The sequence below is a fragment of the Streptomonospora salina genome (assembly GCF_014204715.1).
Lineage (GTDB): Bacteria > Actinomycetota > Actinomycetes > Streptosporangiales > Streptosporangiaceae > Streptomonospora > Streptomonospora salina.
On sequence record NZ_JACHLY010000002.1, the window covers coordinates 156,217 to 179,061 of the forward strand.

At 74.0% G+C, this 22,845-nt stretch carries 19 protein-coding genes; 10 read left to right on the top strand and 9 right to left on the bottom strand.

Going from position 1 to position 22,845, the window contains the following annotated elements; all coding sequences use genetic code 11:
* The first annotated feature begins 34 nt into the window (after nt 1-34).
* The 3 genes from HNR25_RS23690 (at nt 35) to HNR25_RS23700 (ending at nt 3,003) form a co-directional block, all read left to right on the top strand.
* Nucleotides 35-985 (top strand): carbohydrate ABC transporter permease, encoded by a 951-nt coding sequence (locus tag HNR25_RS23690; RefSeq protein ID WP_184640026.1) that lies wholly within the window; start codon nt 35-37, stop codon nt 983-985.
* Nucleotides 982-1,866: a carbohydrate ABC transporter permease gene (locus HNR25_RS23695; RefSeq protein WP_184640028.1), complete on the top strand. Its 885-nt coding sequence runs from the start codon at nt 982-984 to the stop codon at nt 1,864-1,866. The genes HNR25_RS23690 and HNR25_RS23695 overlap by 4 nt, the downstream gene beginning before the upstream one ends.
* A gap of 213 nt (nt 1,867-2,079) precedes the next feature.
* Nucleotides 2,080-3,003 (top strand): Gfo/Idh/MocA family protein, encoded by a 924-nt coding sequence (locus HNR25_RS23700; protein ID WP_184640030.1) that lies wholly within the window; start codon nt 2,080-2,082, stop codon nt 3,001-3,003.
* A 14-nt stretch (nt 3,004-3,017) separates the two neighbouring features.
* On the opposite strand, the gene HNR25_RS23705 is transcribed toward HNR25_RS23700, so the two are convergent.
* A complete protein-coding gene (locus tag HNR25_RS23705) occupies nt 3,018-3,923 on the bottom strand; it encodes a LysR substrate-binding domain-containing protein (RefSeq protein ID WP_184640031.1) in 906 nt (301 codons plus the stop codon).
* Between the two features lie 93 nt (nt 3,924-4,016).
* Here HNR25_RS23705 and HNR25_RS23710 point away from each other — a divergent pair, with 93 nt between their 5' ends.
* Nucleotides 4,017-4,946, top strand: a complete 930-nt coding sequence (locus HNR25_RS23710) for a serine/threonine dehydratase (RefSeq protein WP_184640033.1) — start codon at nt 4,017-4,019, stop codon at nt 4,944-4,946.
* Between the two features lie 108 nt (nt 4,947-5,054).
* Complete coding sequence (locus HNR25_RS23715) at nt 5,055-5,720, top strand: lysophospholipid acyltransferase family protein (RefSeq protein ID WP_184640036.1); 666 nt, start codon at nt 5,055-5,057, stop codon at nt 5,718-5,720.
* Nucleotides 5,721-5,942: 222 nt separating this feature from the next.
* On the opposite strand, the gene HNR25_RS23720 is transcribed toward HNR25_RS23715, so the two are convergent.
* Complete coding sequence (locus tag HNR25_RS23720; protein ID WP_312862760.1) at nt 5,943-7,448, bottom strand: aminopeptidase P family protein; 1,506 nt, start codon at nt 7,446-7,448, stop codon at nt 5,943-5,945.
* 346 nt (nt 7,449-7,794) lie between these two features.
* Here HNR25_RS23720 and HNR25_RS23725 point away from each other — a divergent pair, with 346 nt between their 5' ends.
* Nucleotides 7,795-8,667, top strand: coding sequence for an alpha/beta fold hydrolase (locus HNR25_RS23725; protein ID WP_184640041.1), 873 nt, complete (start codon nt 7,795-7,797; stop codon nt 8,665-8,667).
* Nucleotides 8,668-8,699: 32 nt separating this feature from the next.
* On the opposite strand, the gene HNR25_RS23730 is transcribed toward HNR25_RS23725, so the two are convergent.
* Nucleotides 8,700-9,716 (bottom strand): nitronate monooxygenase, encoded by a 1,017-nt coding sequence (locus HNR25_RS23730; RefSeq protein ID WP_281387816.1) that lies wholly within the window; start codon nt 9,714-9,716, stop codon nt 8,700-8,702.
* A 314-nt stretch (nt 9,717-10,030) separates the two neighbouring features.
* Here HNR25_RS23730 and HNR25_RS23735 point away from each other — a divergent pair, with 314 nt between their 5' ends.
* Nucleotides 10,031-10,285 (top strand): hypothetical protein, encoded by a 255-nt coding sequence (locus HNR25_RS23735; RefSeq protein WP_184640043.1) that lies wholly within the window; start codon nt 10,031-10,033, stop codon nt 10,283-10,285.
* Nucleotides 10,286-10,303: 18 nt separating this feature from the next.
* On the opposite strand, the gene HNR25_RS23740 is transcribed toward HNR25_RS23735, so the two are convergent.
* From HNR25_RS23740 to HNR25_RS23760, 5 genes are all read right to left on the bottom strand, one after another.
* Nucleotides 10,304-11,251 carry a threonine ammonia-lyase gene (locus HNR25_RS23740; protein ID WP_184640045.1) on the bottom strand — a complete coding sequence of 316 codons (948 nt, stop codon included), beginning with the start codon at nt 11,249-11,251 and terminating at the stop codon, nt 10,304-10,306.
* A gap of 383 nt (nt 11,252-11,634) precedes the next feature.
* A complete protein-coding gene (locus HNR25_RS23745; RefSeq protein ID WP_184640048.1) occupies nt 11,635-14,007 on the bottom strand; it encodes a beta-xylosidase/alpha-l-arabinosidase in 2,373 nt (790 codons plus the stop codon).
* A gap of 81 nt (nt 14,008-14,088) precedes the next feature.
* On the bottom strand, nt 14,089-15,000 hold the full coding sequence (locus HNR25_RS23750) for a carbohydrate ABC transporter permease (RefSeq protein WP_184640050.1): 912 nt from the start codon (nt 14,998-15,000) through the stop codon (nt 14,089-14,091).
* Entirely contained in the window at nt 14,997-15,965 is a 969-nt protein-coding gene (locus HNR25_RS23755) for a carbohydrate ABC transporter permease (protein WP_312862761.1), read from the bottom strand. The genes HNR25_RS23750 and HNR25_RS23755 overlap by 4 nt, the downstream gene beginning before the upstream one ends.
* Complete coding sequence (locus HNR25_RS23760) at nt 15,962-17,257, bottom strand: ABC transporter substrate-binding protein (RefSeq protein ID WP_184640052.1); 1,296 nt, start codon at nt 17,255-17,257, stop codon at nt 15,962-15,964. The genes HNR25_RS23755 and HNR25_RS23760 overlap by 4 nt, the downstream gene beginning before the upstream one ends.
* Before the next feature lie 203 nt (nt 17,258-17,460).
* Here HNR25_RS23760 and HNR25_RS23765 point away from each other — a divergent pair, with 203 nt between their 5' ends.
* A complete protein-coding gene (locus HNR25_RS23765) occupies nt 17,461-18,459 on the top strand; it encodes a LacI family DNA-binding transcriptional regulator (protein WP_312862787.1) in 999 nt (332 codons plus the stop codon).
* Nucleotides 18,460-19,416: 957 nt separating this feature from the next.
* On the opposite strand, the gene HNR25_RS23770 is transcribed toward HNR25_RS23765, so the two are convergent.
* Nucleotides 19,417-20,436, bottom strand: coding sequence for a LacI family DNA-binding transcriptional regulator (locus tag HNR25_RS23770; protein ID WP_184640056.1), 1,020 nt, complete (start codon nt 20,434-20,436; stop codon nt 19,417-19,419).
* Between the two features lie 262 nt (nt 20,437-20,698).
* On the opposite strand from HNR25_RS23770, the gene HNR25_RS23775 reads away from it, so the two are divergent.
* Both HNR25_RS23775 and HNR25_RS23780 read left to right on the top strand, forming a co-directional pair.
* A complete protein-coding gene (locus tag HNR25_RS23775; protein WP_184640058.1) occupies nt 20,699-21,772 on the top strand; it encodes an endo-1,4-beta-xylanase in 1,074 nt (357 codons plus the stop codon).
* Nucleotides 21,773-21,825: 53 nt separating this feature from the next.
* Nucleotides 21,826-22,830 (top strand): helix-turn-helix transcriptional regulator, encoded by a 1,005-nt coding sequence (locus HNR25_RS23780; protein ID WP_184640060.1) that lies wholly within the window; start codon nt 21,826-21,828, stop codon nt 22,828-22,830.
* Nucleotides 22,831-22,845 lie beyond the last annotated feature (15 nt).

Here is a 22,845-nt window from a genome sequence, read left to right on the forward strand (position 1 = left end):
GCACCACCGGCCCCGCGGTGGGGAGGGTGCCGCGATGAGCGCGACCGCCACCGCACCCGCGCAGCGCCCGGCGGCTCCCGCCCCCACGCCGCGGGCCCGAAGGCGCGCCCGCGGCTGGTCCCTGCGCGCCCCGCTGCTGCCGGCGCTGATCTTCACGATCCTGGTCACGCAGCTGCCGTTCCTCTTCACGATCTTCTACTCGCTGCGGTCGTGGAACCTGCTGCGCCCGGATTCGGGCGCCTTCGCCGGGCTGGACAACTACGCCTACGTGCTCACCGACGCCCAGTTCCTGGGGGCGGCGCTGAACACCGTCGTCATCACGGCCTCCTGCGTGCTGATCTCGATGGCGGTCGGAATCGGGCTCGCGATGCTGCTCGACCGCAGATTCGCGGGGCGCGGCGTGGTGCGCACCCTGCTGATCACGCCGTTTCTGATCATCCCGGTGGCCACCGCGCTGCTGTGGAAGACGACCATGTTCGACCCGGTCTTCGGGCTGGTCGGGTTCGTGCTCACACCGTTGGGGCTGGGTGAGGTGAACTGGGTCGCGCAGTACCCGGTCGTCTCGGTGGTGACCGCGCTGGTGTGGCAGTGGAGCCCGTTCATGATGCTGCTGGTGCTGGCCGGGCTGCAGAGCCAGAGCCGTGATGTGGTCGAGGCCGGCCAGGTCGACGGCGCCAACCGGTGGCAGATGTTCACCAACGTCACGCTGCCCCACTTGCGCCGCTACATCGAGCTGGGCGTGCTGCTGGGCTCGATCTACGTGGTCAACACCTTCGACACGATCTACATGATGACCCAGGGCGGGCCCGGCACGGCCAGTTCCAACCTGCCGTTCTACATCTACCAGCGGACCTTCCTCGGGTTCGACATCGGCCAGTCGGCGGCCATGGGCGTCATCGTGGTCATCGGCACCATCGTCGTGGCGACGCTGGCGCTGCGGCTGATCTTCCGCACGTTCATGTCCGACCAGGAGGCGAAGTCGTGACCGCCACCGCCACCGCCCCTGCCCCCCGCACACGCCCCGCCGCGGCCCCCGCCCCGCGCCGACGCTCCCGCGGCACCGTGGGCGGGACCGCTCTCACCGTTCTGACCTGGGCGATCGCGCTGGTGTTCGTGTCGCCGGCGCTGTGGATGGTGCTGACGGCCTTCAAAACCGAGGGCATCGCCCAGACCGATCCGCCCACGCTGCTGTTCCAACCGACACTGGAGCAGTTCCGCGACGTCGTCGGCGCGGACTTCACGCCCTATGTCGGCAACTCCCTGATCGCCACCCTGGCCTCCACCGCCCTGGTGCTGGTGCTGGCCACCCCGGCCGCTTACGCGCTGTCGATCAGGCCCGTCAAGCGAACCAAGGACGTGCTGTTCTTCTTCATCTCCACCAAGATGCTGCCGCTGGTGGCGGTGGTCGTGCCGATCTACGTCGCCGCGGCCGAGGTGGGCATGCTGGACAACATCTGGACCCTGGTGGTGCTCTACACGGCGATGAACCTGCCGATCGCGGTGTGGATGCTGCGCTCGTTCTTCCTGGAGGTTCCCGCGGGCGTCGTCGAGGCCGCGCAGATGGAGGGCGCGAGCCTGCCGCGGGTGCTGTGGTCGGTCATGCTGCCGATCATGGCGCCCGGCGTCGCCGCGACGGCGCTGATCTGCATGATCTTCTCGTGGAACGAGTTCTTCTTCGCGGTGAACCTGACGGCGTCGCAGGCGGCCACCGTGCCGGTGTACCTGGTCGGGTTCATCACCAGCGAAGGGCTGTACTGGGCGCAACTGGCCGCCGCGGCCACGATGGCGTCGCTGCCGATCGTGGTCATCGGCTGGATGGCCCAGCGCCAGCTGGTGCGCGGACTGTCGATGGGCGCGGTCAAGTAGGTCCGGGGGCGATTCGCCCGGCCCGAGAGGCGGGGGCGGGACGGCGCGCGGCCGGTGGGCGGTCGCGCGCCGTCCCTCCCCCGCATGCAGGCGGACCGGAACGGGCAAGGCCCCTGGGACGCGTGTTCACCCCCGCCGCGCGCCCGGACGGCGCCGACCGGAACAATGGCCGTTGGTGCACGCAGGCGGAGATCGGCGGAGAGGAGCAGCGGCATGGGCTTGAGGATCGGACTGCTGGGGACGGGCTACTGGGCGCGCGAGACCCAGGGCGCGGCGCTGGCCGCCCACCCCGACGCCGAATTCGTCGGCGTATGGGGACGCAACGCCGAGCGGACCCGGGCGCTGGCCGACCTCTACGGAGTGGCCGCCTATTCCGACTCCGACGCGCTGATCGCCGACGTCGACGCCGTGGCGATCGCGCTGCCGCCCGACGTGCAGGCCGAAGCCGCGCTGCGCGCCGCGCAGGCCGGGCGCCACCTGCTGCTGGACAAGCCGGTGGCCTTCACCACCGAGGCCTCCGGCGCCGTCGACGCCGAGGTCCGCCGGCGCGGCCTGGCCGGCACCGTCTTCTTCACCATGCGCTTCTCCCCGCGCATCCGGGAGTTCCTGCGCGAGACCGCTGCGGCCGGAGGCTGGGACGGCGCGCAGGCGGCCATGCTCGGTTCGGCGCTGGTCACCGACAGCCCGTTCGCCGAGTCGCCGTGGCGCCGCGAGCGGGGCGGGCTGTGGGACATCGGACCGCACGCCCTGTCGGTGCTGCTTCCGGTGCTGGGTCCGGTCGGCGAGGTCACCGCGATGGCGGGACCGCACACGACCACCCACTTGCTGCTGGGCCACAGCACGGGGGCCGTCAGCTCGCTGTCGCTGAGCCTGGAGCACCCGCCCGCGGGATCGCGCCGCGAGTTCCTCTTCCACGGCGAGAACGGGGTGGTCCGGCTGCCCGAGGGCGACCAGGACGCCGTGACCGCGTTCTCGGCGGCGATCGACGGGCTGCTGGCCCGGGCCGGGAAGGGCGGCGACACCGCCGACGACGAGTGCGGCACCGGATTCGGGCACGAGGTCGTCGCGGTGCTGGAGGCCGCGGACCTCGCACTCCGGCGCCGCGCGACAGTGCCCGTGGACACCGCCGGCGGCTGAGGCGCCGCCGGCCGTCACCGCTGACCGGGGCGCCGGGCGGAGCGGCGCAGCATGTCGACCATCGCCGGAACCGGGGCGGGGGGCCGGCGCCGGTGCACGACCGAGATCTCGCGCGCCGGCGCCGCTCCGCCGGGCGGCTCGGCCACCCAGCCGTCGGCGGGCGCGGCGTCCAGGATCATCCGCGGAACGAGTCCGATGCCCACGCCGGCGCGGATCAGCGCCAGCATCACCTCGTAGTCGCGGGTCTCGTAGGCGACCGGAAGCCGCACCCCCTCGGCGGCCGCGGCCGAATCCAGCGCGATGCGGTTGGAGATGCCCGCGGCGCCGCAGATCCACTCCTGATCGGCGAGGTCGGCCAGGCGGGGCGCGGTGCCGGCGGCCGGGTGGCCCTCGGGCAGCACCAGCAGCAGCGGATCGACCAGGATGCGCTCGCGGTGCAGACCGGTGGCGGCCGGCACCTGCACACCCGGGTAGCGGTGCGTGATGAGCAGGTCCAGCTCTCCGGCGGTGACCTGCCCGTAGCCGTCGGGCGGCTCGACGTCCGACAGCGACAGCCGCACTTGCGGGTAGGCCTGTCCGAACGCGGCCAGCGCACCGGGGACGAGGAGCTTGCCGGCGCTGGCGAAGGCGCCCAGCGACAGCCGCACCGGCGCCTCGCCCGCGGCGGCGCGCACCGCCGACTCCGCGTCGTGCAACTCGCCCACGACCCGTTCGCCGTAGGCCAGCAGCACCCGGCCCGCCCGCGTCAGCCGCACCCCGGTGCGCGAGCGCTCCACCAGGGCACAGCCCAGTTCCCGCTCCAGCTTGGTCAGCTGCTGCGACAGCGCGGGGGCGGTGAAGGCCATGTTCTCGGCGGCCGCGGCGATCGACCCGGCGTGGGCGACCTCCACCAGCACGCGCACCCGGTCGGCATCGAGCATCCGGCCTCCCGCATCCGCAGAACCAAAGCTTTGCTTAATCATCTTAAGCAACCGCAACTTTAACTTAAGCATCGCAGGGGGCACTGTGGAGGCATGACACCCGCGCCCACAGCCACGACCTCCCTGCCCACGCCCGCCGACGTGGCGGCCGCCGCCGAGCGCATCGCCCCTTACACCCGGCGCACCCCGGTACTGACCGTGCGCGTGGACGGGCACCCGCTGACCCTGAAGCTGGAGCACCTGCAGACCACGGGCGCCTTCAAACTGCGCGGCGCACTGAACGCGATGGCCGCAGCGGGCGCGCCGCCGCAAGTGGTGACCGCATCGGGCGGCAACCACGGCCTGGGGGTGGCCGCGGCGGCGCGGATGCTGGGCACCGAAGCGCTGGTCTACGTTCCCGAGACGGTGCCCGAGGTCAAGGCGCGCCGGCTGGAGCAGTCGGGGGCCGGGCTGATCCGCACCGGCGCGCACTACGCCGAAGCGGCCGCTGCCGCCCGCACGCGCGCCGACGGCGAAGGACTGCGCTACCTGCACGCCTACGACGACCGCGACGTGGTGGCCGGCCAGGGCACCGTCGGCCGCGAAATCGCCGAGGACGCCCCCGACTGCGACAGCGTCGCCGTGGCCGTGGGCGGCGGCGGCCTGGCGGCCGGGGTGCGGCTGGGCGCGGGCGCACGCCGGGTCGTGGGCGTGGAACCCGAGGGCTGCCAGAGCCTGCACGCCGCCCTGGCCGCGGGCGGTCCGGTGGACGCGCCGGTGGACTCGGTGGCGTCCTCGGCGCTGGGTGCGGCGCGCGTGGGCGAGGTGCCCTTCGGAGTGCTGCGCGAGCGCCCCGTCGAGACCGCGCTGGTCACCGACGCGGAGATCACCGCGGCCCGCGACCGGTTGTGGGAGGAGTTCCGCATCGCGGCCGAGCCCGCGGCCGCCGTCCCGTTCGCGGCCTGGCTGGCCGGCCGGGTCCCCGGCGCACACCCCTGCCTGGTCGTCTGCGGAGCCAACGCCTCCTGGACCCCCGACGGCTAGGCCCTCCATCCCGCCTTTCCGGTCACAGCGTGGGCCCGGCCACACGGCCGGCGGGACCGGGCGCTAGATTGGCCGCCGTCATGACGTCGGCGCGCAGGTGGGGGGATCATGCTCTACGACGCAGTGCGCACGCTCGGCAGGCACCTGGGGCGGGCCCTGTACCGGCCCCGCGTCGAAGGGCTGGAGCACATCCCCGCGTCGGGTCCGGTCGTCCTCGCCGCCAACCACCTGTCCTTCTGCGACAGCGTGGTGATCCCGCTGGTGGTACCGCGCCGCATCCGGTTCCTGGCCAAGGCCGAGTACTTCACCGGATCGGGCCCCAAGGGCCGGATCTCGCGTGCGACCTTCACCGCGCTCGGCGCGGTCCCGGTGGAGCGCGGCAGCGGCGGCGGCGCGCTGGAGGCGCTCGACGTCGGGCTGCGCCGGCTCAAGGACGGCGGCGTGTTCTCCCTCTACCCCGAGGGCACCCGGTCACCGGACGGGCGGCTCTACCGCGGACGCACCGGCGTGGCCCACCTCGCCCTGACCTCGGGCGCGCCCGTGGTTCCGGTAGGGCTCTGCGGTACCGAGCGCATCCAGCCCATCGGCACCCGCGTGCCGCGCATCGCCCCCGTCACGGTGCGTTTCGGCGCTCCGCTGGACTTCTCCTCGGGCTACGGCCACCTCAAGACCGGCCGCGCCCGCCGGATGGTCACCGACGAGGTCATGGCCGCCATCCAGCGCCTGACGGGCCAGGAGCAGGCCGGGGTCTACAACGACCGCAACGGCGAGTGATCCGCGGGTCCCGGTCCGGCCGGGCCGGACCGGGTGCCGACACCGCCGCGGCCGCGGTCGGAGGCCGGCCACGGGCCGCCGCCGGGCCGATCGGTCACGGCCCGCGTTGCGCCGCCGGAACAGTACGACCCCCGCCAGGCCGCCCCGGCCCGGCACCCGCCCGGTACGGCGCGCCCCGACGCTCGGCCCTCGGAGCGGCCGGGCCGAGCGGGTACCGGCGGCTCAGGCGCGCGGCAGGCGCTCGGCCAGCCACGCCTCGACGTCGTCGGCGGTGCGCGGCAGGCCCGCCGACAGCACACGGTTGCCCTCGGAGGTGACGAGGACGTCGTCCTCGATGCGCACCCCGATGCCGCGCAGCTCCTCGGGGACGGTGAGGTCGTCGGGCTGGAAGTACAGGCCGGGCTCGACGGTCAGCACCATGCCCGGCTGCAGGTCGCCGTAGAGGTGGGCCTCGGTGCGCGCTTTGGCGCAGTCGTGGACGTCCAGGCCCAGCATGTGCCCGGTGCCGTGCAGCGTGTAGCGGCGCTGCAGGCCGAGCTCGACGACCCGGTCGGCCGGCCCCTCCAGCAGGCCCCACTCCACCAGCCCTTCGGCCAGCGCCCGCTGGGCGACCCGGTGGTACTCGGTGAAGGGCCGCCCCGGTGCGACCGCGGCGATCGCGGCCTCCTGGGCGGCGTAGACCAGCTCGTAGACGCGGCGCTGGAGCGGGGTGAATCGGCCCGAGACCGGCAGGGTGCGGGTGACGTCGGCGGTGTAGAGGGTCGTGGTCTCGACGCCGGCGTCCAGCAGCAGCAGCTCGCCCTCGCGCACCGGGCCGTCGTTGCTCATCCAGTGCAGGGTGGTGGCGTTGGGCCCGGACGCGGCGATGGTGCCGTATCCGACGTCGTTGCCCTCGACGCGGGCGCGCAGGAAGAACGTGCCCTCGATGTAGCGCTCGGAGGTGGCCCGGGCCCGGGGCAGCGCTTCGGCGACGTCGCCGAAGCCCAGCACCGTGGCGTCGACGGCGCGCTGCAGCTGGGCGACCTCCCATTCGTCCTTGACCAGCCGCTGATCGTGCAGGGCCACGGCCAGCTCCTCGTCGCGCTCGGCGGCGGTCCCGGCGCTCTCCCCCGCCTGGCTGCGCACTCCGGCGACCGCTTCGTCCAGGCCGGCGTCGTGGCCGCGCAGGATGCGCACCGGAGCCGCCGGCACCGCGCCGAGGATCCGGGGCAGCCGGCGCACGTCGTGGGCCGGCAGGCCCAGCCGTCGAGCGGACTCCGCGAGGCTGTGGCGCCGCCCGCTCCACAGCTCGCCGTGGGAGTCCAGCCAGAACTCGCCGTCGTCGCGGTTGGAGCGGGGGCGCAGGTAGACGGCGGCGTCGTGGCCGCCGCCGGCGCGCGGTTCCAGCACCAGGCACCCGTCGTCGGAGCGGTCGCCGCTGAGGTAGACGTAGTCGCAGGTGGGTCGGAACGGGTACTCGGTGTCGTTGGAGCGGGTCGTGAGGCCGCCGGCCGGCACGACCAGGCGCTCGCCCGGGAAGCGCGCGCTCAGCGCCTCGCGGCGCTTGGCGGTGTAGGCGGCCTGCTCGACGGGCTCGGGGTCGCGGTCCTCCGTGTCGGCCCAGCCGGTGCGCATCCAGGCGGCCAGCTCGTCGGAGACGGTCTGGGCCTGGCCGTTCTTGCGGGCGGTGAACACCGGCGCATCGGCGGCGCCGTCCTGCTCGGGTGTGCTGCTGTGGTGCTCACTCACGGTGGTTCCTCCCGGACGCGGCTCGACGCTGGTGAGCCGCTTGTGGCGGCCCGATCCCATCCTACGGGCGCGCGGCGTCGCCCACAGGCGCGCCTGCGCCCGGCCTGCGCGCCGCGGACGGGACCGCGCGGGGCGCCGGTCACGAACGGGCCCGCCGGTCAGCAGTCCGGGTCCGCGCCGCGGGGCCGCGGCCGGGTGGCGGGATCGCCCCGCGACGCGAGTCCGCCCCCTGTGTCGTGACGTGCGCTCCCCGGGCCGGCCTTGGAGTCCGACCACCGCCCCGCTGCCGCACCGCGGTCGGAGTAGCCTTGTCCGGTCGGCACCGACGTAGCAGCTGGAGGCAGACATGCCGGACACCCTCGCCCCCGACACCGAGGCGCTGACACTGCGCCGCGGCGACCTGGAGTTCGACGCGCTGGCGGCCGGACCGGCCGACGGCCCGCTCGTTCTGTTCCTGCACGGTTTCCCCGAGTTCGCCACGTGCTGGCGGCGGCACCTGGCCGCGGCCGGGCGGGCGGGTTACCGCGCCGTGGCGGTCGACCAGCGCGGCTACTCGCCGGGGGCGCGGCCGCTGAACACGGCCGACTACACGGTCGCGGAGCTGGTCGGCGACGTGACGGCCTTCGCCGACGAGCTCGGCGCCGAGCGCTTCCACCTGGTCGGCCACGACTGGGGCGGTGTGCTCGGCTGGCCGACGGCGGCCCGCCACGCCGACCGGGTCGCGAGCCTGACGGTGCTGTCGACGCCGCACCCGGCGGCGCTCGCGGCGGCGCTGGCGTCCTCGCCCGAGCAGCGCACGGCCCTGTCCTACATCCGCCTGTTCCAGACCCCCGGGGCCGCCGAGGAGTCGCTGCTGGACAACGGCGCCGCCGGCCTCACCGGTGTCTACGAGGGCCGGGTGCCCGAGGACCTCGTCGCCGACAACGTCCGCCGCCTCTCCCAGGCCGGGGCGCTCACGGCGGCGCTGAACTGGTACCGCGCGATGGAGCTGGAGGAGGGGTCCACCGACGCTCCGGCCATCAGCGTGCCCACGCTGTACGTGTGGAGCACCGAGGACGTGGCGTTCACCGCCCAGGCCGCCCGCGGCACCGGCGAATGGGTCGCGGGCCCGTACCGGTTCGTCGAGCTGGACGGGTTCTCGCACTGGCTTCCGGAGGAGGCGCCCGAGCAGACGGTGGAACCGCTGCTGGAGCACCTGGCTGCGGCCGAGCGGGGGTGAGGCGCGTCGGCGCGGCGTAACCGCGCCTGCCGCTAGAGGTCCGCGGCGATGCCCGCGACGATCTCGGCGGCCGGGCGCTCCCGGGCCGAGCGGAAGCCGGTTCCGGCCCACAGGTGCAGCGTGTCGGCGTCGCCGGCGCGGGCGGCCGCCGCCCGGACCGGGGCGGTCATGTGGTGGACGTGCGGATAGGCGCCGGGCGCCGCCCCGCCGTGCTCGGCGACGAACCGGTTCGCCAGGGCGCGCGCCCGGCGCCCGCTGAAGGCGCGCGTGACCGCCGTACGGTCGAACCGCTGCCGCAGGAGGGCGTCCTTGTGGGTTCGTGCGGCACCGCTTTCGGGTGTGCACAGCAGCGCGGTGCCCAGCTGCACGGCCACCGCCCCGCCCGTCAGGGCGCGGCGCGCCTGGGCCGCGTCGCCGATCCCGCCGGCGGCCACCACGGGCAGGCGGACCCGGGCACGCACGTCGGCCAGCAGGCGGGCCAGCGGGACGGTGCGCTCGCAGGCGTCTTCGAAGGAGGCCTGGTGGCCCCCCGCCTCGGCACCCTGGACGCACAGCGCGTCCGCGCCGGCCTCGGCTGCGGCCTCGGCCTCGGCGGAGGTGGTCACGGTGACCACGACCTCGCTGCCCGCCCGCCGAAGCGACGCGATGTCGCCGGGGGCGGGGCAGCCGAAGGTGAAGCTCACCAGCGGAACGGGGTCGGCGCGCAGCGCGGCGAGCTTGGCCGGGTAGTCGTCGTCTCCCCACACGGCCGCTCCGGGCTCGGTGCCCAGGCGCGCGGCCTCGGGTCCGAGCCGCTCGCGGTAGGCGGCCAGCGCTTCGGGATCGGCCGTGTCGCGGTCGGGGACGAAGACGTTGACGCCGAATGGGCGGTCGGTGAGTGCACGCAGCCGGCCGATCCGCTCGCTCATCGCCGCCGCCGTGAGGTAGCCGGCCGCCAAGAAGCCGAGTCCTCCTGCGGAACCGACGGCCGCGGCGAGTTCGGGGGTGCTCGCTCCCCCGGCCATCGGCGCCGCGACCACTCCGCTGTCGAGCTCCCGAAGTATCCCCAATCCGCATCCTTTCGACGAGTGCGCCGCAACGGATACCAGCTTCGCACGCCGCCGCGCACCGCCGGGCGGCCGGGCGCGGCCGCGGCCCCCGGGGCCGCGCCTTCCCTCCCGAGCACGCCCCGGCGCCGCTGAACGGGTGCGGGGCACGGCGGGCACACGTCCCCGGCGGCCCCTCGCCCCGGAAGCGGTGGGACCGCGGCGGGCGGCTCTATGGCCGGGATCACGTTCGGGAACGCGAATCACTTCGGTGAACAGTGATTACGATCGACGCAGATAGCGGTCCGCGCCCCGATCCGCAGCGGAAGGTGATCCGGATGGTCGACACCGGACTGATGGCGACCGGGCTCCTGGTCGTGCTCGGCGGGATCGCGCTGGTCCTGCTCGGCGGAGCCGTCTACATCGCCTACCAGGCGGTCGAAGACCGCTTGGACGAGCGGGCCGGGATCCCCGCGCCCCACGGGGCGCCGCGGCCCGCGGCCGCACCCGGCACCTGCGCGGACGGCGCGGACGGCGCGGGGTGCGACACCGACGCGTCCGCCGGACGGCGCCGCGAGCACGAGCCCGTGTGAACCGCCCGGCGCCGGGCCTCATCCGGCGGCGGTGACCGCCCGCGCCAGCAGGTCGGCGTCGACGTTGCCGCCCGAGACCACCGCGACCGTGCGCCCGCCGGGGCCGCGCCCGGCGAGGTGGGCCGCGGCGGCCACCGCACCGCTGGGCTCGGCGACCAGGTGGGCGCGGCGCGCCAGGGCACCCACGGCCGCGAAGATCTCCTCCTCGCCGACCGTCACGATGCCGTCGAGCCGCGCCTTCAGATGCGCGAACGTCAGCTGGGAGGGCCCCACCCGCACACCGTCGGCCATGGTGCGCCGGGTGAGCTCGTCGGGCCAGGGGGTGAGTCGGCCGCGTTGCAGGCTCTGCTTGGCGTCGGCGGCGAGTTCGGGTTCGACGCCGACCACACGGGCCCGCGGGCACCGGGCCCCGATCGCCGTGGCCACGCCCGCGGCCAGCCCTCCCCCGCCCACCGGGACCAGCACCGTCTCGACCCCGGGGAGGTCCGCGGCGATCTCGGTGCCCACGGTCGCCTGCCCGGCGATGACGTCGCGGTGATCGAAGGGCGGCACCAGGGTGAGCCCGTGCTTGCCGGCGAGCTCGCGGGCCGTCTCGGCGCGGCGATCGCCGGCGACGGTCACGGTCTCGGCGCCGAATCCGTGCATGGCGGCCACTTTGACGCGGGGAGCCCCTTCGGGAACCACCACCGTGCAGGCGACGCCGTAGGAGCGGGCGGCATAGGCCAGAGCCTGGCCGTGGTTGCCCGAGGAATGCGTGATCACCCCGGCGCTGCGCAGCTGCGGGTCGAGGCGGGCGAGCGCGTTGCCCGCTCCGCGGATCTTGAAGGCGCCCACCGGCTGCAGGTTCTCCGGTTTGAGCCACAGCTCGCCCGGCGCCCATTCGCACGGGACCGACGCGGTGCGCAGGGCGAGTCCGGCCAGGCGCGCTTCGGCGGCGGCGGCGTCGGCATCGGTGATCAGCTCCATACCGGGATTGTTCCTCCCGGCGGGCGCCGCGACGCCTGCGCCCGAAGGGGCATCCGCACCCGTGTAGCCCGCCCGCGGGCCGAGGGGCCGGCTCCGGGCGGCCCGTCGGGGCGGGGCGGGCCGCACCCGCCGGATCCCCGCCGGGCCGCACCGCCCGTCGGGGCGGGCTCCTACCCGGCCACGCTGAAGCAGCCCACCGCGTGGTCCCCGCCCGCGTCGACCAGGCCGTGCTCGGTTTCCCTGCCGTCCTCGGCGCAGCCGGGGCAGGTCCGCTCCCCGGCGCCCGCGGCCCCAGCGCTCCGAGCACGAAAAAGGCCGGATCCGCAGCGGCGGTTGCGACCGCCGCTGCGGATCCGGCCGGGGCCCGCCGGGTCTGCGCGGGCCTAATCGCCCATCGCAGCCTCGCTCACCAGGTGGCGAGTGTGGTCCACCTCCCGGGTCGGGCCTTCCAGACGCACCCGCGCGGTGTGGCGGATGTCCTCGCTCGAAGCGGCCAGGGAGAGGTCGAGGTCGCCGGCCTCGACCACGCGGCGCCCGTCGGGCCCGGTGTAGGCCGCCAGATCGGCCGCCACCGCGAACTCCACCCGCCGTTCCTGGCCCGGCTGCAGCTCCACCCGCGCGTAGCCGATGAGGCTGCGCACCGGCCGGCTCACCCGGGCGACCGGATCGCCCAGGTAGACCTGGACGACCTCGGCGCCGGCGCGCGCTCCCGTATTGCGCACCGTGCAGCCCACGGTGAAGGAGCCGTCGGTGGCGGTGGCGGCCGGGTCGCCCGCGGCCGCGGGGCGGGCCTGGGCCCGGAAGTCCGTCCACGCGAAGGAGGTGTAGGACAGGCCGTGGCCGAAGGGGTAGAGCGCCGTCGGGTCGACCGAGCTGACCTCGCTGCGCCGCCCCAGGGCGGGAGCCAGGTAGGACACGGGCTGGGCACCGACCTCCCGCGGCACCCCCACGGGCAGCCGCCCGCTGGGATTGACCCGCCCGGCCAGCACGCCGGCGACCGCCCGGCCGCCCTCTTCGCCGGGGAAGAACGCCTGCACCGCGGCCGCCGACCGCTCGGCCAGGTCCTCCAGCCCGTAGGGGCGCCCGCTCATCACGACCAGCACCACCGGGGTGCCGGTCTCCAGCAGCGCCTCCACCAGCTGCCGCTGGACCCCGGGCAGCCGCAGATCGGCGACGTCGCAGCCCTCGCCGGAGGTGCCCCGGCCGAAGAGCCCGGCCCGGTCGCCCACCACCGCCACGCACACGTCGGCGGCCTCGGCGGCGGCGACGGCGTCGGCGATGCCGGAGGTGTCGGGATCGTCGACGCCGCACCCGCCCCGGTGGTCGAGTTCGGTTCCGGGAAGCTCGGCGCGCAGCGCCTCCAGCAGCGTGGGCACCTCGATGCCGATCCCGGTGTCGGGATGGGAGGGGCCGACGTGGGCGGGGAAGGAGTAGCAGCCCAACATGCCCTCGGTGGATCCGGCGAGCGGCCCCACCACGGCCGTGCGGGCCGCGCCCGCCAGCGGCAGCGCACCGGCGGGATTGGCCAGCAGCACCACCGACTCCTCGGCGAGGCGGCGAGCCAGGTCGCGGTGCTCGGGCGGGTCCAGGTCGATGTCGACGTCGGCCCCCGCCCCGGTCCCGCCGGCGCCTTCGGCGGGGAACGGCGACCAGTCGGCGTCGAGCAGCCCCAGTTCGCACTTCTGGGTGAGCACCCGCAGCGCGGCGCGGTCCACGGCTTCTTCGGACACCCGCCCCCGGCGCACCTCTTCGGCCAGCGGCGCGCCGTAGCAGCGCAGTGTCGGCAGCTCGATGTCGACGCCGGCGTCCAGCGCCGCTGCGGCGGCGTCGCCGGCCGAGCCGGCGGTGCCGTGCAGCGTCTCCAGGAACGTCACCGCGAAGTAGTCCGAGACCACGGTTCCGGAGAATCCCCAGTCCTCGCGCAGCAGGCGGGTGAGCAGTCCGGGGTCGGCCGTGGCGGGGACGCCGTCGTTGGCCGTGTAGGAGGGCATGACCGACCTGGCGCCGCCCAGCGCCACCGCCATCTCGAACGGCGGCAGCAGCAGGTCGGCGAACTCCCGCGTGCCCGCCGAGACCGGGGCGAGGTTGCGCCCGGCCCGCGAGGCCGAGTACCCGGCGAAGTGCTTGAGGGTGGCGACGACGCCGGAGGACTGCAGTCCGCGCACATAGGCGGTGGCCACGGTGCCGACGAGGTAGGGGTCCTCGCCGATCGTCTCCTCGGTGCGGCCCCAGCGGGAGTCGCGCGAGACGTCCAGGACCGGGGACAGCCCCTGGTGCACGCCGACGCGCCGCATCGAAGAGCCGATCTGGGCGGCCATCTCCTCGACGAGGTCGGGGTCGAATGCGGCGCCCCAGGCCAGCGGTGTCGGGTAGACGGTGGCCTGCCATGCGGCGAAGCCCGAGAGGCACTCCTCGTGGGCGATCGCGGGGATGGCGAACCGGTTGGCGGCGGCGATCTCCTTCTGGGAGTTGGCCAGCGCCTGCACCCCCATGGCCGGGTCGACGGGGGCGGTGCCGAACGGGCGGGTGAGGTGGCCGAGCCCGCGGGAGATGACGCCCTCCCAGTCGGGCGGCTCCTCGGCCAGGTCGTGCTGGTGGGGGGCGACCCCCTCACCGGATCCGTCGGCGCCCACCCAGACCCCGTAGAGCTGGGCGATCTTCTCCTCTAAGGACATGAGGCGGAGAACCTCGCCCGCCCGTTCGGCGGCCGGACGCGCGGCGTCCTGCCAGGGGGCGGGGTTGGAATGGGGCGACATATACCGTCCTTCTTCATTGTGGAGCCCCGCGCACGCGGGGCTCCAGTGGCTGTCGGTTCCGGTGGGGGGCAGGCGCGCCGGCTACTTTCCGCCGACGCCCATCATTCCGCTGACCAGGGATCGGCGAGCGATCAGGTAGACGATGAACAGGGGGACCGTCGCCAGCACGACGGCGGCCAGCAGCCCCGGGATGTCGACCCGGTACTGCCCCTGGAACTCGAACAGGCCCAGCGTGATCACCCGCTTCTCCGGGGACTGGGTCATGATCAGCGGGAACAGGAACCCGTTCCAGGCCTGCAGCGCGGCGTAGATCGCGATGGTGCTGATGCCGGACCGGGAGAGCGGGACGACCAGGCGGAAGAACATGCGTACCGACCCGGCGCCGTCCAGCTCCATGGCCTCGTAGAGGTCGTCGGAGATGTCGCGCATGGATCCGGTCAGGATCAGGATGCACACCGGCAGTGCGAAAGCCGCGGTCGGCAGCATGATGGCCAGCAGCGAGTCGTACAGGCCCATCTCGATGATGATCAGATAGACCGGGATGATCACCGCCTGGTTGGGGATGGCCAGCCCCAGCAGGAACGCCCGGAACAGCGTGTTGGTCAGCAGGGAGCGGGTGCGCACGATGGCGTAGCCGGCCGTGACCGCGAGGGCGACCACGATGGCGACCACCACCGCGGTCACGATGGCCGTGTTGAGCACGAAACCGAGCAGACCGTTGTCGATGGCCCGGGCGTAGTTGTCCAGGGTCGGATCGGTCGGGATGCTCAGCGGCCCTGCGGACCGGTATTCCGAGGTCTGCTGGAACGTGGCCGCCAGCAGGGCGTACAGCGGCACGCCCACCACCAGCAGCCAGGCGAACGCGCCCAGCCCGGCGACCGGGTTGGGGCGCTGGCGCCAGCTGCGCAGGCGCCTGCGGCGGCCCGGTGCGCCCGGGCCGGAGCCCGTGCTCGGTGTCTTCTGGCCGGCGGGTGCCGGAGAGGTCGCGGTCACATCCCCTCCCGGGTACTGCGCATCGAGCCGAATCCGGTGAAGCGCACCATCAGCAGCGAGGCGAGGGTGGCCACGGCGACGAGCACGCACGCGACGGCGCTCGCGTAGCCGTACTGGTAGTTCTCGAATCCGGCTTCATACATCAGGAACGGCACGATCGTCGTGGCGTGGCCGGGGCCGCCGCCGGTGATGATCAGGACCGTGTCGAAGTAGGTCAGCGACCCCACGAGCATCAGCACCGACGACGTCGTGACCGTGTTGCGCAGCTGGGGCAGGGTGATGTGCCAGAACGAGCGGTAGCGGCCGGCGCCGTCGATCTCGGCGGCCTGGTACAGCGACTCGGGGATCTGGCGGGCTCCGCCCTGGTACAGCAGGGTGTGCAGCGGAATGAACTGCCAGCCGCTCACGAACAGGATCACGAGGAAGGCCCCGGACTCGCTGCTGAGGACGTCCAGACCGGGTATCCCGATCATGGGACCGATCTGGGCGAGTGGACCGAAGTTGGGGTCCAGCAGCGCCCGCCAGATGATGGCGATGGCGGCCGAGGACAGCAGCAGCGGCACGAAGAAGATCGCCGAGAGCACCGCCCGGTTGCGCTGGCGGCCTGCGGCCCACACACCCAGCAGCATCGCGACCGGCGTCTGCGTGGCCCAGCTGCCGAAGGTCAGCAGCAGGGTCAGCATGATCGCCTGGTGCATCACGGGATCGCCCGCGAGGCGGGCCCAGTTCTCGAACCCGATGAACTCGGGCGATCCCAGGCCGCCCCAGCTGGTCAGCGACAGGTAGACGACCAGCACCATGGGCAGCACGGCGAACAGCGAGAAGAACAGCAGCGCGGGAAGCCCCCACCAGGCGCTGGGGCGCCCGGCCTTCGGCGCGCCCGGGCGCGCGCCGCCGGCGGCGGCGCGCGCCCGGGACCGAGTCGACGCGGGGCGTCCGTCCCGGTTCGGCGAAACGACACTCACTGCAGGGCCGCCACGTTGTCGACGAACTCCTCGGGGGTGACCTGCTTGTTGAAGAGCCTCTCGATCTCGGTCACCATCGGCTCGGCCACCGACCGGTCCAGCGCCTGGTCCCAGGAGAGCTGGAAGGTGGGCGCGTCGCGGACCATCCGGTACTGGAAGGTGGCGAAGTCGGGGTTGGGCGAGTGCTCCTCGATCATCTCCTCGGAGTTGTCGGTGGTGGGAACCTCGCCGTTTTCGACCATGTCCTGGACGTACTCGTCGGTGTAGGTCTGCTTGAGGAAGTCGACCTCGGCTTCGCTGTCGCCGTCGTCGGTGACGGAGAAGAAGTTGGTCGGGTTGCCCACGACGGCCTGGGGGGCGCCGTCGCCGTCGGGCATGGCGGGGAAGGCGGCGTAGCCCAGGTCCTCCTTGGCGAACTCCTCGGCGTCGGCCAGCTGGGTGGAGTACTCCCAGGAGCCCATGAGGTGCATGGCGGCCTTGCCCTCGGACAGCAGGGCCGATGCCCCGCCTTCCTCATAGCTCACCGAGGCGTAGTTGTCGCCGAAGGCGCCGCGGTCGACCAGGTCCTGCACCGTCTCGGCGGCTTCGAGCACGGCCGGGTCGCGCCAGCCCTCCGAGTCGCCGTTCTGAATGCGCTGGAAGACCTCGTAGCCGCCCTGGCGGTCGACCAGGTACTGCATCCACATCTGCTCGGTCCAGGGGGTGGCTCCGCCGAGCGCGAAGGGCGTCACGCCCTCGTCCTTGAAGGTGTCGACGAGGTCGAGCAGGTCCTGCCACGTCTCGGGCGGCTCGGCGCCGGCGTCCTCGAACACCTGCTCGTTGAAGAAGAGCATGACCGGCTGGGTCCCGCGCAGCGGGATGCCGTACTGGGTGTCGTTGACCTTGCCCGCCTCGAGGATGGAGGGGATGAAGGCCTCTTCCATCTCGGGGTTCTCCTGGAGCGTGGCACCCAGGGGCAGGAGCATCTCCTGGTCGACGTAGGCCTCGATGCTGCCGCCGCCCCAGTTGAAGAACATGTCGGGGGACTGGCCCGATCCCATGACCGTGCGCAGCTTGTCCTCGTACCCGTCGCCGGGCACCTCGTTGACCACGGCCTCGACGTCCTCGTGGTTCTCGTTGAACCGCTCGGCGGCGTTCTTCTGCACCACCGCGAGCGAGTCCTGGTACATCATCACGTTCAGCTCACCGTCGCCGCCGGATCCTCCGGAATCGCCGGAGCCTCCTCCGCAGGCGGTAGTGGCGAACAGGAGCAGCGCGAAAGCGCCAGCGGCGCCGGCCCTGTGGGGAATCATGGCCACGTCCTTATCGAAACTATCGGATACGTTATCGCAACGCGTGCTGCCAGAATTTACGGCCCTGCCACAAAGACCGTCAATACTCCACGAGAAGTTCATCACCCTCCCCCCGCGTCACCGCCGCCCGACGCCCAGTAAAATGCGTGCTTGTGACAGCAGAACCCGCACCGCCGCCCCACGGCCCCGCCGGATCCGAACCCGTGACGATCTCGAAAATTGCGGAGGCTGCGGGGGTGTCCGTGCCGACGGTCTCCAAGGTCCTCAACGGACGCGCCGACGTCGCGCCCGAAACCCGCGCGCGCGTCGAGGAGCTGATCCACCGGCACGGCTACCGCCGGCGGCGCGGCCCCGGCGCGGGCCGTTCACCCACCATCGATCTGGTCTTCCACGAGCTGGACAGCGCGTGGGCCATAGAGGTCATCCGCGGTGTGGAGCGCATCGCCCGCTCCGAAGGCCTCAGCGTCGTGCTGTCGGAGTCCGGCGGCGAGCAGACTCCGCGCGACGCGTGGGTCGAGGCGGTGCTGGGCCGCCAGTCCACGGCCGCGATCCTGGTCTTCTCCGATCTGGCGCCCGACCAGCAGGCGCGGCTGACCGCGCGCAGCATCCCGTTCGTGGTGGTCGACCCCACGGGCGACACCGAGGAGGACGTCCCCTCGATCGGCTCGGCCAACTGGAACGGCGGCCTGGTGGCCACCCGGCACCTCATCGAGCTCGGCCACGAGCGCATCGCCGTGATCGGCGGCCCCACCGACGTGCTGTGCAGCCGGGCGCGCATCGACGGCTACCGCTCGGCGCTGGACTCGGCCGGGCTGCCGGTGGACCACGATCTGATCCGCTCGGGCGACTTCCACATCGAGGGCGGCCACAGCCACGGCCGCGACCTGCTGACCTCTCCGGATCCGCCCACGGCCGTCTTCGCCGGCAGCGACCTGCAGGCGATGGGGCTGTACGAGGCGGCGCGCGAGCTGGGCGTGCGCATCCCCGAGGACCTCAGCGTCGTGGGCTACGACGACCTTCCCGTGGCGCGCTGGGTGGGGCCGCCGCTGACGACGGTGCGCCAGCCCCTCACCGAGATGGCCGAAGAGGCCACCCGGTTGGCGCTGCTGCTCAGCCGCGGCCAGCAGCCGCCCAACCTGCGCCTGGACCTGGCCACCAACCTCGTGGTCCGCCAAAGCACGGCTGGGTCCCGGCCCCGCTGACGCCCCGGGGCGGGCCGCGCACGGGCGGAGCCGGTACGCCCGCCGCGGGCCCGGACTCGGGGCGGCGGTTCCGGTACGCGAACGAGGGGCGGGGCCGCAGCCGCCCCGCCCCTCGTCGCGGCGGCGCCCTCAAGGGGCGGAAGGGCGCCGTATCCGGGGAGGACCGTGTCGCGGCGGCTGCGGGGCCGCCGCCGGATGCAGGCCTGGAACCGGCCGCACGAGGCCGCAGTGGTAGTGATGCGGCCGGTCCCAGGGATCGGGGGGACGCGCCGGGGCGCGGAGGCGCGAGCGTGTCCGGGCGCAGGGGATCCGCCCGGAACCGCCCGGCGGCGGCGCCGGGCGCCGGCGCGGGGCCGGCGCCGATTGCGCCCGCCGCCCCCGCGCCCCCGGCGCGCCGTCAGGGGGGCGGCAGCGGGGAGCTGCACCGCCGGATCGGACCGGTCGGCGCAGCCGGGCGCGGCGCGCGTTCGGCATGGCTCGTCCTCCCAGTCGCGATTCGGTCCGGTGGCGGATCGGTGGCCGGGGCGTGTCCGCCCGGCTCCGGGGCCGGGCGGTGCTCGGACACCGTCGGCGGCGTAGCGGGAATCGGCGGCGGCGCGGCGGTGCGCCCCGCCGGTGCGGCGGTCGGGGAGGCCTACCGGTGCCGCGGCGGACCGGCGCCGCGCGGTATCGGCGGCGCGGCTGCGGAACCCGGGCGGGGAACCGCTCCGGGGGATGCGGCCGGAGCGGCCCGGCGGCTACTCAGACGAGGTCCTCGGCCCACGGGGTGTACTCCCTTCGGGTCGTGCGCGTCCACGGTCGGCCACCCGCACTCCCCGGATTGGGAGCGCTCCCATGCAGTGACGAATGTAACACGATCGCCATGAGACACCAAGAGGTCACATACCGAAACAAACGCGAAAAGCAGAAACCGCAGGTCGCATCACCCGGTCGAGGGGCGCACACCGGCCCGGGTCCTCAGCCCGGTGGCGGCGGCGCCGTGCTGGCGCGGAGAACCAGCTCGCCCGGCGACGTCGGAACCCGGCGCGAGGCGCCTGAGGCGATCGCCTCCAGCAGCAGCGAGGCCGCCAGCCGGCCGTACTCGGGCAGGTCCCGGCGGATCGCCGTGAGCGCGGGCCGCACCGCCTGGCACAGCGGCGAGTCGTCCCCGGCCACGACCGACAACCCGTCCGGAACGGAGAAGCCCAGCTCCTGGGCGGCCCCCAGCCCCGCGACCGCCATGAGGTCGTTGTCGTAGATCAGCGCGGTCGGCGGCGCGGGGCCGTCGAGGAGCGCGCGGGCGGTGCGGGCCCCGCTCTCGCCGCTGTAGTCGGAGTGCAGGACCGGGGGCGGCTCCAGTCCGCGCTCGCGCGCGGCCTGGACCAGCGCCGCGGTGCGCACGCCGGTGTGTACGAGGTCCTGCGGCCCGGCCACGCGCCCGATCCGCCGGTGGCCCAGGCCCGCGAGGTACTCCACCGCCCGGCGCATGCTCCCGCCGTCGTCGGACCATACGCACGGCAGGCCTCCGGTGCCCTCGGGGCCGCCCACGACCACCGCCGGCAGTCCCATCTCGGGCAGGGCGCCCACGCGCGGGGCGCCGCGGCGCAGGTCGACCATCAGCGCCCCGTCCACGCGGCGCTCGGCGTGCCACCGCTTGTAGGTGGTCAGCTCCGGCGCGGTCGCTTCGACCGACTGCAGCATGAGCGCAGTCTCACCCTCGGCCGGTTCCTCCTGGATACCGGCGATGAAGCGCATGAAGAACGTTTCGACGCCCAGCCCCAGGGCGGGTCTGTCGATGACGAGGCCGATGGCGCCGCCGCGGCCGTCGGACAGGGCGCGGGCGGCGCTGCTGGGCACCCGGCCCAGCTGCCCGGCGAGCTGCAGGATTCGGCCGCGCGTCGTGTCGGACACCCCGGGCCGACCGTTGAGCGCGGCCGATACCGCGCCTTCGGACACCCCCGCCGCCCTCGCGATGTCGTTGATCGTCGGGCGCCTCATCGTCTGGTCCCCCCGCCTGTGAGCGCGCCGCCGCATCCTGAAACCAACAGCTCGCCCGGGCACGGGCCGCGGCGAGCGGGCACGGGCGCCCCCGCCGCGGCGCCGCCGCGCACGGCGCGGAGCGGCGGCCGCAACCGGCCACGGCGGCTACCGTGGCAGAACCCGGCTGGGACCATGGGGCCACGCGCCGAGGACGCGGCGCCCGTGGCGCGCCCGGCCCGGACGCGCCGGCGGCATGTATCGGACCGAAAGAGGCGGCACCATGGCGAAGTCGCGCCCCCGCAAGCGGCACGCCGCGGCCATCGGCGCCGCCGCGCTGCTGGTCGCCGTACTGGGTGTCGCCGCCGTACGGGCGGCCGCCGGACCCACCGAGGCGGGCGGCGTCCCGCTGCGCGACCTCGCCGCCGAGCAGGGCGTCCGCATCGGCGCCGCCGTCAACCCGTACCTGCTGGAAGACGCCCCCGACTACCGGGCGCTGGTCGCCGAGCAGTACGGATCCGTGACGGCGCAGAACGTGATGAAGTGGAACACGCTGCAGCCCGAGCGCGGCGAGTACGACTTCTCCACCGCCGACACCCTGACCGCGTTCGCCGACGAGCACGACCAGGCGATGCGCGGACACACGCTGCTGTGGCACCAGCAGAACCCCGAGTGGCTGGCCGAGGGCGACTTCGGCCCCGAGGAACTGCGCTCGATCATGCGCGACCACATCGACACGGTGGTCGGCGAGCACTTCGCGGGTCGCGTCTACGCCTGGGACGTCATCAACGAACCCTTCCGCGACAGCGGCGGCGAGCTGCGCCCCAACCTGTGGCTGGACACCCTGGGCGCGGACTACATCGCCGAGGCGCTGCACACGGCCCATGAAGCCGACCCCGACGCCCGGCTCTACATCAACGAGTTCAACGTCGAAGGGCGCAACCCCAAGAGCGACGCGCTGTACGAGCTGGCCGCGTCGCTGCTGGAGCAGGGCGCACCGCTGCACGGCATCGGGCTGCAGAGCCATTTCCACGCCGGAACCGTGCCCGAGGACATGGTCGCCAACATGCGCCGCTTCACCGACCTGGGCCTGGAGGTCACCGTCACCGAGCTGGACATCAGTGTCGAGGTGCCGGCCGACGAGGAGGAGCTGCGCGTCCAGGCCCGCGACTACCGCACGGTGGTGGAGAACTGCCTGCGGGTCAGCGGCTGCACAGGGATCACCGTGTGGGGCATCGGCGACGCCGACTCCTGGATCCCGTCGTGGTTCCCGGGCCGGGGGGCGGCGCTGCCCTTCGACGAGGACTACGCGCCCAAGCCCGCCTACGGGTCCCTGCAGGAGGCCCTGGGCGGCTGAGACCGCTCCCGGTTCCGGCATGTCCGGTCGGCGCCGTCCTGCATACTCGGGGCATGCGTGCGAGCCGACTCGTCACGCTGGTGCTGCTGCTGCAGAACCGCGGGCGGATGACAGCGGCGGAGCTGGCGTCGGCACTGGAGGTCTCCGAGCGGACGGTCTACCGCGACACCGAGGCGCTCAGCGCCGCCGGCATCCCGCTATACGCCGACCGCGGCTCCGGCGGCGGCTACCGGCTCGTCGACGGCTACCGCACCCGGCTGACCGGGCTGACATCCGGGGAGGCCGGGTCGCTGTTCCTGTCCGGCGTGCCCGATGCCGCCGCGCAGTTGGGACTGGGCGCCGAGATGGCGGCGGCCGACCTCAAACTGCTGGCCGCGCTCCCCCAGGAGCTGCGCGAGCGCGCCGAACGCGTCCGGTCGCGCTTCCACCTGGACGCCCCGGGCTGGTGGCGCACCGCCGAGGACGTCCCGCACCTGAGCGCGATCGCCGGGGCCGTGTGGGACCAGCACACCGTCGACGTCGACTACCGCCGCTGGGACCGGACCGAGGTGCGGCGCCGGCTCGACCCGCTGGGCCTCGTACTCAAAGGCGGTACCTGGTACTTCCTGGCGCTGGCCCACCCCGGTCCGGAGGAGCGCTCCCGCCGGCCGTCCGCGCCGCGCCCGCGCACGTTCCGCGTCTCGCGGGTACGCGGGGTGCAGGTGCGCGCGGAGGTCTTCGAGCGGCCGGCGGACTTCGACCTCGCCTCCAGCTGGGCGGAGTGGTCGCGCGAGTTCGAGCAGAGCCGGCACCGGCTGCGCACCCGCGTCCGGCTGAGCCGGCGCGGCCTGGAACTGGTGCAGGCACTGTCCTCCCCCATTACCGCCGCGGGCGCCGAGGGCGCCCGGCCCGGACCCGACGGCTGGTGCGAGGCCGAGCTCTACGTCGAGTCGGTGGCCGTGGCCACCACGGAGTTCGCCGCCTACGGCCCCGAGATCGAGGTGCTGGAACCCGCCGAGCTGCGTACGTCGCTGGCCGACTACCTGCACGCGGCCGCGGCGCGCTACGGTCCCCGGTGACCGGGGACCGTAGCG